Annotated in this window: 12 protein-coding genes; 4 read left to right on the top strand and 8 right to left on the bottom strand. The window is 69.8% G+C overall.

Annotated features, from left to right (window positions below; translation table 11 throughout):
* Positions 1-80: 80 nt before the first annotated feature.
* Genes ACFU5V_RS25715 through ACFU5V_RS25705 form a run of 3 tightly spaced genes read right to left on the bottom strand, consistent with a single transcriptional unit; the run spans position 81 to position 2412 of the window.
* Positions 81-1151: a quinone-dependent dihydroorotate dehydrogenase gene (locus tag ACFU5V_RS25715; RefSeq protein WP_378702886.1), complete on the bottom strand. Its 1071-nt coding sequence runs from the start codon at positions 1149-1151 to the stop codon at positions 81-83.
* Between the two features lie 10 nt (positions 1152-1161).
* Complete coding sequence (locus ACFU5V_RS25710; protein WP_072941800.1) at positions 1162-1401, bottom strand: DUF5703 family protein; 240 nt, start codon at positions 1399-1401, stop codon at positions 1162-1164.
* On the bottom strand, positions 1402-2412 hold the full coding sequence (locus tag ACFU5V_RS25705) for a hypothetical protein (RefSeq protein ID WP_378435512.1): 1011 nt from the start codon (positions 2410-2412) through the stop codon (positions 1402-1404).
* Between the two features lie 184 nt (positions 2413-2596).
* Between ACFU5V_RS25705 and ACFU5V_RS25700 the strand changes: the two genes are divergently transcribed.
* Positions 2597-2950 carry a hypothetical protein gene (locus ACFU5V_RS25700; RefSeq protein WP_378435514.1) on the top strand — a complete coding sequence of 118 codons (354 nt, stop codon included), beginning with the start codon at positions 2597-2599 and terminating at the stop codon, positions 2948-2950.
* 10 nt (positions 2951-2960) lie between these two features.
* Here the strand turns inward: ACFU5V_RS25700 and ACFU5V_RS25695 are convergent, their stop codons facing one another.
* From ACFU5V_RS25695 to ACFU5V_RS25675, 5 genes are all read right to left on the bottom strand, one after another.
* The gene (locus ACFU5V_RS25695; RefSeq protein ID WP_378702885.1) at positions 2961-3830 is read right to left on the bottom strand and encodes a heme ABC transporter ATP-binding protein; all 870 of its coding nucleotides are present in this window, start codon (positions 3828-3830) and stop codon (positions 2961-2963) included.
* A complete protein-coding gene (locus tag ACFU5V_RS25690) occupies positions 3827-4900 on the bottom strand; it encodes a FecCD family ABC transporter permease (RefSeq protein ID WP_378702884.1) in 1074 nt (357 codons plus the stop codon). Before ACFU5V_RS25690 ends, ACFU5V_RS25695 begins: the two co-directional genes overlap by 4 nt.
* Positions 4897-5937, bottom strand: a complete 1041-nt coding sequence (locus ACFU5V_RS25685) for a hemin ABC transporter substrate-binding protein (RefSeq protein WP_378702883.1) — start codon at positions 5935-5937, stop codon at positions 4897-4899. Before ACFU5V_RS25685 ends, ACFU5V_RS25690 begins: the two co-directional genes overlap by 4 nt.
* Positions 5934-6620, bottom strand: coding sequence for a heme oxygenase (biliverdin-producing) (locus ACFU5V_RS25680; protein ID WP_378702882.1), 687 nt, complete (start codon positions 6618-6620; stop codon positions 5934-5936). The genes ACFU5V_RS25685 and ACFU5V_RS25680 overlap by 4 nt, the downstream gene beginning before the upstream one ends.
* Before the next feature lie 98 nt (positions 6621-6718).
* Entirely contained in the window at positions 6719-7648 is a 930-nt protein-coding gene (locus tag ACFU5V_RS25675; RefSeq protein ID WP_378435524.1) for an aldo/keto reductase, read from the bottom strand.
* 235 nt (positions 7649-7883) lie between these two features.
* Between ACFU5V_RS25675 and ACFU5V_RS25670 the strand changes: the two genes are divergently transcribed.
* From ACFU5V_RS25670 to ACFU5V_RS25660, 3 genes are all read left to right on the top strand, one after another.
* Positions 7884-8729 (top strand): undecaprenyl-diphosphate phosphatase, encoded by an 846-nt coding sequence (locus tag ACFU5V_RS25670; protein WP_378435526.1) that lies wholly within the window; start codon positions 7884-7886, stop codon positions 8727-8729.
* A 40-nt stretch (positions 8730-8769) separates the two neighbouring features.
* Positions 8770-9468 (top strand): histidine phosphatase family protein, encoded by a 699-nt coding sequence (locus ACFU5V_RS25665; RefSeq protein WP_378702881.1) that lies wholly within the window; start codon positions 8770-8772, stop codon positions 9466-9468.
* Between the two features lie 104 nt (positions 9469-9572).
* Entirely contained in the window at positions 9573-10166 is a 594-nt protein-coding gene (locus ACFU5V_RS25660; protein WP_012687867.1) for a DUF3090 domain-containing protein, read from the top strand.

Below are 10166 nucleotides of genomic sequence, written 5' to 3'. Positions count from 1 at the left end.
AACTTCGGTGGGTGCAAAAACAGCCGGGGGACGAGCGACTCTCCGGATTCCCCCTCCCACCGGTCTCGGTGCGGGTTGTGTCAGCGCACGGCGCCGGCGCCGACCGCATCGGCGATCGAGGAGTAACCGGCCTCGCGCACCTTCCTGGCCAGCCCCTTGTGGATGCGGCGAGCCCAGAACGGACCGCCGTAGATGAAGCCGGTGTACCCCTGCACGAGGGACGCCCCTGCCAGAATGCGTTCCCACGCCTGGTCGAGCGTCTCGATCCCGCCGACGGAGATCAGCACCAGGCGATCGCCGACCCGCGCGTGCAGCCGGCGCAGGACCTCGAGGGATCGTTCGGCGACCGGGGGGCCGGACAGGCCGCCCGCGCCGATCGCGGCCACCTCGTCGTCCGGGGTGTTCAGCCCGTCGCGGCGGATGGTGGTGTTGGTCGCGACGATGCCGGCGAGGCCGAGTTCGAGAGCCAGATCGGCGACCGCGTCGACGTCGTCGTCGGACAGGTCCGGGGCGATCTTCACCAGCACCGGCACGGTCACGGTGTCGAGAACCGCACGCAGCAGCGGCCGGAGGGATTCGACGGCCTGCAGGTCGCGCAGTCCCGGGGTGTTCGGTGAGCTGACGTTGACCACCATGAAATCTGCGAGCGGTCCGAGCAGTTGCGCGCTCGCCGTGTAATCGGCGGGGGCGTCCGCGGCGTCGACGATCTTGGTCTTGCCGATGTTCGCGCCGATCGGGACACCGGCCCGGCGCTGACGCAGGTGGTTGGCCGCGTTGCCTGCGCCGTGGTTGTTGAACCCCATCCGGTTGATCAGGGCGCGGTCCGCGGGCAGCCGGAACAGACGCGGAGCCGGGTTGCCGGGCTGCGCCTGGGCGGTGACGGTCCCCACCTCGGCGAACCCGAATCCCAGGGGACCCCAGGCATCGACGCCGGTGGCGTCCTTGTCGAACCCGGCGGCCAGCCCGAGCGGCGCCGGGAAGTCGAGTCCGAACACGGTGTTCCGCAGTACCGGATCGTCCACCACGAGAACCCTGCCGACGAGTTGGCGCAGCGGCGAGAACCGCGTGACCAGGCGCATCGCAGCGAAGGCCAGGTGATGAATCCGCTCCGGAGGAAGGCGGAACATCACCCGCAAGAGCAGGTGGTACAAGGAGGTCTCCCTAGATTGCGGGGTCGGGGACATGGTGAGCGGTCTTCCTTCGTTTGAGCAGAACTCGGCGGCTTCCGTCGGAGTACAGGCGGACCCGCGACAGCTCCCAGCCGCCGAATTCCGCCTGGATGGCCAGACGCATCGAAGCGCTGACTCGGGTGACGTCGGGTGGCAGCCGAAGCGGTACGTACTCGTAGTCCTCGGATTCGATCTCCCACCCGGAGGGGAGTCGACGTGAATGCGATGCCATCTACGAACTCCTCGTCGGGATCTGCTGCAAGCCGTCTCCCGTCGCGGAACCGATCAGGAGGTCACCGTTCACGGTATCCACACTGACAGAGTTCGGCTGCCGGACGGTGGGATACCGGGCCGTTTCCACGCCGACACCGCTGGACAGGTCGAATCCGACCACCTCGTTGGTCCCGGTCAGCGTGACCCACGCCCGGTCGGCCGTGTCGTCGTAGGCGACGGCGTACGGCGCGAGTCCGGCCGGGAACCGCTGGCGGAGCATCAGGGTGTCGGTGGTGTAGGCGAGCAGTTCGTCGCCGGTGGTGTCGGTGACGAGGATGCGCCCGTAGTGGTCGGTCGTGAGGTGCGTCGCACCTTCACCGGCGCGCAGCGCGACGCCGAGCGCGGAACCGGGGACGTCGACGGCGGTGACGGACGTCTGACCGCGGTCGAGGGCGGTCAGCGAGTTGCCGACGACGGCCAGTCCGTCGACGGAGGTGAGGCCGTCGATCACCTGTGACTCGTTCGTCTCGGTGTTCACGATGTGAATCTCGCCATTGCCCAGGCCCATCGCCAGCCGACCGTCGGGCAACTGCGCGACCGAGCGGACGTCGCCGTCGGCGGGGACGAACGTCACCTCACCCGTGCGCAGGTCGAGTCGTCCTACCTGCGTGTTCATCGCGAGAAGGGCCACGCCGCCGGGGGCGAGGGAGACCTGGGCGACGGCCCCGTCGACCGGAATCGTGCGCGGAGCCGCCGTGAAATCGCCGGCCGGGAACAGCAGGATCTCGTTGCCTTCGCCGCCGAGGACGACGGTCGTGCGGGTCTCGGGGTCGAAGGTGGTCGACTCGATCGGCACGCCCACGGGGTGGACGACGCCTGCGGGCGTGGTGCTCTGCGCCGGGGACTGCGCGGCTGTCGCGGGCGCGATCGTGATCGCCTGATCCTCGTCGGAGTTCGACGAACAACCCGTGACCAGTAGAAATGCCGCTCCGATACACGAGGCGACGACGCGCGCTCCCGGTCTACCCATGTGCTGCTCCTCGGGGTTCTCTCAACGACCTACACCTGCACAACTGTCCACTAGCATCCCTGATCCGCGAAACGCCCACGAATTCGGTCGGTGCCGAGCGGGTGCCGAGGCGATACCGTGAGAAACATCGACCCCGCGCCCGGCGGTTTCCCGACCGCCGGCCCAGGTCATCGAGGAGCAGACCGTGGAAATACCCGAAACACCGACGTTCACCGTCGAAGACATCTCGGTAGGACCGCACGCACACGGCTTCGGCCGGACCGCAGAAGGTAACTCCTACGCATTCCGCGTGCGCAAGAGCACGATGCACGTCGAGGTCTACCGGGCCGACGTGGAAACCGAGGTCCCGGACCCGGACGACATCGTGGCGTCGGCGCGGCGCTCGGTCCGGGAGATCGACCTGACCGACGAGCGCAGCATCGTCGCCGTCGTGAGAGATGCCGTGTCCGATCCCGATTCTCTGGGATCCGCGACGGAGGACGGAATCACCGTGCGTGCCGTCCTCAGCCGTCTCGGAGCGGTCATCGACGGGCTGTGACCGCCGTCCACTAGCGGTGGTCGCGGCGGGGGAGGACGAGGGTCGCGCCGGTCACCGGGTGCGCGATGACCTCGACGGGGTGCCCGTACACCCGGGTCAGCAACTCCTCGGACAGGACGTCGCCGGGCGGCCCGTCGGCCGCGATGCGGCCCTGCTCGAGGACCACGATCCGGTCCGCGTACGCCGCGGCGAGCGCGAGGTCGTGGAGCACGACCACCACCGCGGTGCCCTGTTCCGCGCGGGAGCGGGCGAGGCGCATCACCGTCTCCTGATGGCCGAGGTCGAGGGCCGCGGTGGGCTCGTCCAGCAGGATCGTCTCGGTCCGCTGCGCCAGCACCCGGGCCAGCGCCACGCGGGCGCGTTCGCCACCCGACAGCGCGGTGAACGGCCGGTCGGCGAACGCCGCCACGTCACAAATCCGCATGGCGTCGGCGATCGCGGCGTCGTCGTCGTCGGTGCGGGGTGTGCGCGCCCACGGGGACCGGCCCATCGTGATCACCTGACGTGCGGTGAAGGAGAATCCGACCGTGTTCTGCTGGGGTAGGACCGCCCGCCGCTGGGCCATCTCGAGTGCCGTCCACTCACCGAGGTTCCGGTCGTCGAGTTGCACGCTGCCCGCGTGCACGTCCTGATCCCCCGACAGCGCCGCGAGGAGCGTCGACTTGCCCGCCCCGTTGGGGCCGACGAGAACGAGGACCTCCCCGATCCGCACGTCCACGGACACGTCGTCGAGAACGGGTATGCCACCGCGGGTGACGGCGATGCCGTCCGCCCGCAGGGTCACGGCCCCCGCGGGTCGCGGCGGAGGTACCGGATCGGTCCGCCGGAACAGGTTCTGCTCGAGGACCTCGCCGACGCGGGTGCGGAACGACGGACTCATGCCCACCCGCCCTGACTGGCCCGCGTGCGGCGCAGCAACCAGAAGAAGAAGGGCCCGCCGACGAGGGCCGTCAGCATGCCGAGGGGGAGGTCCGCGTTGGCCACGAGCGACCGGGCGCCCAGGTCGGCGAGCAGCAGTACGACGGCACCGCACAGCGCGCTCGCCGGAATCAGGGCCCGGTGGCCCGGGCCGACGGCGATCCGCATCAGGTGCGGGACCACCAGACCGACGAACAGGATGATGCCGGTGAAGGCCACACTGGACGAGACGAGCAGGGCGACGATCAGCACCGCGATCTGACGCAGCCGTTCGACGTCGAGGCCGAGGTGACGGGCCGCGTTCTCGCCGAGCGAGAGCAGATCGAGTTTCCCGGCGATCATCATGGTGGCGGCGATCCCGGCGACCGTCATCGGGGCCACCACCGCGACCGCGCTCCAGGTGGCCCCGTTGAGGCTGCCCAGTTGCCAGAAGACGATCTGATCGCGCGCGGCAGGGGACGCGACGAACGTGAAGAAGGCGATGAGTCCGCCGGCGAACGCGTTGACCGCGACACCGGTCAGAACGAGAGTGACGACCTCGGTGCGGCCCTCGTGCCGGGCGAGGAGGTAGACGGCGACGGTCGTGACCAGTCCGGCGACGAAGGCGGCCGCGGCCACCGTCCACCCGGCCGCGAACGCGCCGCCGACGACGATCGCGGCGCTGGCGCCGACCGCGGCACCGGCGGACACGCCGATGACGCCGGGTTCGGCGAGCGGGTTGGCGAACACGCCCTGCAGCAGCGCTCCCGCGCATCCCAATGCCGCCCCGACCAGGATCGCGAGGATCACGCGGGGGAACCGGACCTCCCACAGCGTCACCTCACCGCTGGGGTGCGTGGGCGTCGGCCCGAGATCCAGTCCGACGCGGTGCAGGATGCTGCCGACGACCTCCCCGGGGCCGGTCGGCACCTGACCGATGCAGGCCGAGAACACGGCGGCGACGGCCAGGGCGATCAGCAGACCGCCGAGGACGGCACCGGTCCGGGTGCGTGACGAGGGCTTACCGAGCGCGTCGAGGTCGTCGACCGTCATGGAGTGGCGGCCGGGTAGACGGCGTCGGCCAGGGCGCCCAGGACGCGACCGGTGTTGGGGCCGAAGCTCAGCAGCACCCCGTCCTGCATGTCCACGACCCGCTGGTTCCTGCCGGCCGGTGTCTGCGCCACCCCGGGGATCTTCTCCAGGCCCTCGATCCCGCCGATCGATTCGAGTCCACCGGTCATCATCAGGAGCACGTCGGGGGCGGCGGCGATCAGTGCCTCGCTGGTGATCGGGGCGAACTGCTCGGTGATCCCCGAGGCGGTACCGGCGTCGACGGCGCCGAGCGCGTCGATCAGGGAATCGGCACCCGAGCCCGGGCCGCCGATCATGGTGATCGCGGTGCCGCGCAGATAGAGGAACGCGATCTTCAGCGGATTCTCGCCCTGGGGCGCGCGACTGCGGGCCGCCGCGATCTCGCTCTCCGTGCGGGCCGCGAGTTCCCGTCCCTGCTCCGGCACCCCGAGCGCATTCGCCACCGCGGTGATCTGGCCGGGCACGCCGCCGAGGGTGCGCGTCGGATCGAAATAGACGACCGGCACTCCGGCGGCCCGCAGCTGGTCCTGCACCGCCTGCGGTCCGATGCTGGTGTCGGTGAGGATCACCGTCGGCGCCAGGTCGAGGATCGCCTCGGCGTTGAGGGATTGACCGCCCGGTGTGACCACCGGGACGTCCTGCGCGGCCGGGAACTCGGACGCGATGTCCCGGCCCACCACGTTGTCGCCGAGCCCGAGCGCGAACACCGTCTCGGTGAGCGTTCCGTAGCGGTCCGCGGTCACGATCCGGCTCGCATCCGTGATCGTCACGTCCACCCCGTCGAAACTGCGGACCGTGACGGGCAGCGCCGGTGTCGCCGGCGATGCGAGGGGCTCCGGATCCAGGTCGTCGAGGACCGCCGTGCGCGCGCCGCCGGTGCCACCGGCGCCTGCGCCGTCGCCGGAACCGCACGCCGATACGGCCACCGCCGACACCAGGAGCAGGACGAGAACGGCGAACAGCGACCTGTCCGCGCGGGTCCGGAACATCGACCTCATCGTGCGCGGTACCGGTCGAGGCCTGCCTCGAGATCGGCGAACAGAGCGCCGTTGAGGCGGTACGCGAGGTTGACCTCGTCGATCACCCGCTGCTGGTCCTCCGGAGAGAGCTGTGCCGCGTCGAGTGTCGCGCGGTAGTTGTCCTTGAACACCTTCGGTTTCGGGATCTCGTCGAAGATGTAGAACTGCAGGCCCTCGGTGCTGTACCCATAGGCGCGTTCGAGCATGCGCCGGATGATCTGCCCACCCGACAGGTCGCCCATGTACCGGATGTAGTGGTGCGCAACGAAACCGGCGGGCCACTCGTAGGCCACCTCGCGGAGCCGTTCCACATACCGGGTGGTGGCGGGCAGCGCGGAGACGGTGTCCCGCCACGACGGCCCGCGCAGGAAGGCGAGATCCGCCTCCAGCGCCGGAACCCGCAACAGCTCGTCGTGGAGGAACGGCGACACGACGGGGCTGCCGGCGTGGGCGCGCCCGGCGTCCTCGAGTTCGCGATACACGAGGTACGTCTGCGTGAGCAGTTCGGCGTAGCCGTCCGGGGAGAGTTCACCGGCGAGGAGGGCACCGACGAAGCGGGACTGCTCGGTCTCCCGGTGAGCGGCATCCGTGCCCGCCTTGATGCGCTCGGCGAAGCCGACGGTTCCGCGGTCGGCCGCGTCGGCCTCGTTCAGCGTGGTCATGGACTCTCCTGCGGATCTACGGACGTCGGCCGGTGGGCACCAGGTTAGCCTGCCCTGCACGTGAACTGCAGGTGCACGTCCGCAGGCTCCCGCCCGCGCTACGCGCTGACGTCGTCGAGCGCCGCCGCGATCGCCGCCGGCAATTCCAGCTCCTCGGCGACGAGCACTCCCGTCAGCTGGGCGATGTCCCTGGCCCCGACGACCGCGCTCGCGACGCCGGGACGGTCGCGCGCCCAGGCGAGTGCAACCGCCAGCGGGGACGTGCCGAGACCGTCGGCCGCGGTCACGACCGCGTCGACCACCCGCACGGAGGAATCGGTGAGGTAACTCTGGACGTCCTGCGCGTGCGCTTCGTCGGCGCCGCGGGAATCGACGGGGATGCCGTTGCGGTATTTGCCGGTCAGCACCCCGCGGGCCAGCGGGACGGCGGCGAACACCCCGACGCCGTGATGGGCGGCGGCCGGAACGAGCTCTTCTTCGACGCCGCGGGCGAGGAGCGAATACTCCACCTGGGTAGCCACCAGCGTGGTGCCCCGGGACGCGCCTGCCGCGGTCGCCAGCTGCCAGCCCAGGTAGCCTCTCGCCCCGACGTACCGGACCCGGCCGCTGGACACCGCGAAATCGAGTGTGGCCGCGACCTCGTCGACGGGCGTGAACGGATCCCACGTGGCGACCTGCCACATGTCCAGGTAGTCGGTGCCGAGCTCGCGCAGGGTCGCGTCGAGCTGGGCGACGAGGCCCCGTCGCGAGCAGTCGATTCGCGACGGCCCCGCCGGGTTGATGCCCGAACTCGAGCTCAGGACGAGTTCCGTGCGCGGCACCACGTCGTCGAGCAGTTCCGCCAGGATCCGCTGCGCCGCACCGTCGCCGTACGCGGGGGAGGTGTCGACGAGGGTTCCGCCCGCATCGACGAACGCCGCGATCTGCGCGGCGGCCTCGTCGCCGTCGGTGTCCCGACCCCAGGTGAGCGTGCCCAGGCCGAGGCGTGACACTCGCAACCCGCTTGCTCCGACCGATCTCTGTTCCATAACCGCCTGCGTCTCGTACCGTAGCTGCAACCGGGGCCTCGGCCCCGAAGATGCTGGTGCCCCCCGGAACCGGCCACCACAGGAGCAGAGTAGTGGGGTATCGCGTGGCAGGGGGCCTGCCACGCCGGATTCTGCCGGAGGTCGCCCACACCGGTACCGTGGCGCCGGTGAATTACGAACGCGACATGGGAAATTGGCGTCAGAGCGGCACATTCGGCCTCGGGACCGGTGAGTGATGGGCGAGGCGATGACCTGGCTCCAGGCGATTGTCCTCGGTGCCGTGCAGGGATTGACCGAGTTCCTGCCCATCTCCTCGTCGGGCCACCTCCGGATCGTGTCGGAGATCTTCTTCGGTGACGACGCCGGTGCCTCCTTCACCGCCGTCACCCAGCTCGGCACCGAGGCCGCGGTGCTCATCTACTTCGCCCGCGACATCGGACGGATCATCGCCGGCTGGTTCCGGGGACTGTTCCACGCCGAGCACCGCAGTGACCTCGATTACCGGATGGGCTGGTATGTGATCATCGGCACGATCCCGGTGGGCGTGCTCGGGTTCCTGTTCAAGGACCAGATCCGCACCGGCGCCCGCAACCTGTGGCTGATCGCCACCATGCTGATCGTGTTCGCGTTGGTCATCGCGGCCGCCGAGTACTACGGGCGGAAAGTGCGTCCCGTCGAGGACCTGCGCGCCAAGGACGGCATCATCATGGGTTCGGCCCAGGCGCTCGCCCTGATTCCGGGGGTCTCGCGGTCGGGCGGCACGATCAGCGCCGGCCTGTTCCTCGGACTCACCCGCGAAGCCGCGGCCCGCTATTCGTTCCTCCTCGCCATCCCCGCGGTCGTAGCGTCCGGGCTGTTCAGCCTGCCGGACGCGTTCGAACCGGCCGGTGAGGGACTCAACGCGAGCGGTCCGCAACTTTTCGTCGCCACCGCGATCGCCTTCGCCATCGGTTACGCGTCGATCGCGTGGCTGCTGCGTTTCGTCGTCGACCACTCCATGTACTGGTTCGTCGGCTACCGCATCATCCTCGGTGTCGTCGTCCTGTCGCTTCTCGCGACCGGCGTCGTGTCGGCCACCTGAGATCGGGCGGTCGGGGAGTGCGCGACACTAGGCTGGGCCAATGACAGTTGTGCTGCTGCGCCACGGGCGGTCGACCTCGAACACTGCGCACACGCTTGCCGGCCGGTCACCGGGAGTCGAACTCGACGACCGCGGCCGCGAGCAGGCGCAGGCGGTCGTGGCCCGGCTCGCGGACGTGAAGATCGAAGAGATCGTGCACTCACCGCTTCTGCGGTGCGAGCAGACGGTGGAACCGCTCGCCCGGGCACGTGGCCTCACCCCGGTGGTGGAACATCGGCTGGTCGAGGTCGACTACGGCGACTGGACCGGTCGCGAGCTGAAGGTTCTGCTGGAGGAACCGCTGTGGAAGATCGTGCAGCAGCACGCGTCCGCCGCCGTGTTCCCCGGCGGAGAGGGGCTCGCCCAGGTCCAGGCCCGGGCCGTCGCCGCGGTCCGGGAACACGACGCCCGGCTCGCGGAATTCCACGGCCGCGACGTCGTGTGGGTGGCCTGCTCGCACGGCGACATCATCAAGTCGGTCCTCGCGGACGCCCTCGGCGCGCACCTCGACGGATTCCAGCGGATCGTCGCCGAACCCGCCTCCATCAGCGTCGTCCGGTACACCTCCACGCGCCCCTACGTGCTGAAGATGAACGACACCGGGGCCGATCTGTCGGGCGTGAACGTGCCCCCCGCGTCGGGAGACGGCGCCAGGGCCGAAGTCTCCGGATCGGTACCCGGCGGGGAGGTCCGGCTGTGAGGATTGACGGATAATGAACGCAACACGCTGCGACCAACAGTCCGAGACGGAACAACGAGTGGGCAGCGCCGCAGTAGGGCCCGGCTCCAGCTGAAGGAGGTGCAATGTCACGCGCAATTCACGTATTCCGCACTCCTGACCGATTCATTGCCGGAACGGTGGGTGAACCCGGCGACAGGTCGTTCTATCTCCAGGCCGTACACGAGGCGCGAGTGATCAGCGTCCTGCTGGAGAAACAGCAGGTACAGGTGCTGGCCGACCGGATGGGACTTCTCCTCGAGGAAGTCCACCGCAGGTTCGGGACGGACGTTCCCCCGGAAGGGGCCGAACTGGACGACTCCAGCCCACTCGTCACCCCGATCGACGCGGAGTTCCGGGTCGGCACGATGGGCCTGGGCTGGGACGCGGACGCCGGAGCCGTCGTCGTGGAACTGCTCGCCGTCAGCGAGACGGAATTCGACGAATCCGTCGTCCTCGACGACTCCGAGGACGGACCGGACGCCGTGCGCGTCTTCCTCACGCCGCTGCAGGCGAGGGACTTCTCGTTGCGGTCCGAACGCGTCATCGCCGCCGGTCGAGCACCGTGCCCGCTGTGCGGGGAGCCGCTCGCCCCGGAGGGTCACATCTGCATCCGGACCAACGGGTACCGCCGCGGCCAGAGCTTCGGACTCACCCCGGAAATGGACGAGGAGGACTGA

The sequence above is a fragment of the Rhodococcus sp. NPDC057529 genome, assembly GCF_042802055.1.
Classification (GTDB): Bacteria; Actinomycetota; Actinomycetes; order Mycobacteriales; family Mycobacteriaceae; genus Rhodococcus_F.
The sequence above is the reverse complement of the archived record's forward strand: the minus strand, read 5'-3'. Positions and strand labels throughout refer to the sequence as shown.

What these genes read in the sequence shown, in the direction of transcription:
- ACFU5V_RS25710 (WP_072941800.1), bottom strand. Translation starts at nt 1,401, where the DNA reads ATGGCATCGCATTCACGTCGACTCCCCTCCGGGTGGGAGATCGAATCC.
- ACFU5V_RS25705 (WP_378435512.1), bottom strand. Translation starts at nt 2,412, where the DNA reads ATGGGTAGACCGGGAGCGCGCGTCGTCGCCTCGTGTATCGGAGCGGCA.
- ACFU5V_RS25695 (WP_378702885.1), bottom strand. Translation starts at nt 3,830, where the DNA reads ATGAGTCCGTCGTTCCGCACCCGCGTCGGCGAGGTCCTCGAGCAGAAC.
- ACFU5V_RS25690 (WP_378702884.1), bottom strand. Translation starts at nt 4,900, where the DNA reads ATGACGGTCGACGACCTCGACGCGCTCGGTAAGCCCTCGTCACGCACC.
- ACFU5V_RS25685 (WP_378702883.1), bottom strand. Translation starts at nt 5,937, where the DNA reads ATGAGGTCGATGTTCCGGACCCGCGCGGACAGGTCGCTGTTCGCCGTT.
- ACFU5V_RS25680 (WP_378702882.1), bottom strand. Translation starts at nt 6,620, where the DNA reads ATGACCACGCTGAACGAGGCCGACGCGGCCGACCGCGGAACCGTCGGC.
- ACFU5V_RS25675 (WP_378435524.1), bottom strand. Translation starts at nt 7,648, where the DNA reads ATGGAACAGAGATCGGTCGGAGCAAGCGGGTTGCGAGTGTCACGCCTC.
- ACFU5V_RS25670 (WP_378435526.1), top strand. Translation starts at nt 7,884, where the DNA reads ATGGGCGAGGCGATGACCTGGCTCCAGGCGATTGTCCTCGGTGCCGTG.
- ACFU5V_RS25665 (WP_378702881.1), top strand. Translation starts at nt 8,770, where the DNA reads ATGACAGTTGTGCTGCTGCGCCACGGGCGGTCGACCTCGAACACTGCG.
- ACFU5V_RS25660 (WP_012687867.1), top strand. Translation starts at nt 9,573, where the DNA reads ATGTCACGCGCAATTCACGTATTCCGCACTCCTGACCGATTCATTGCC.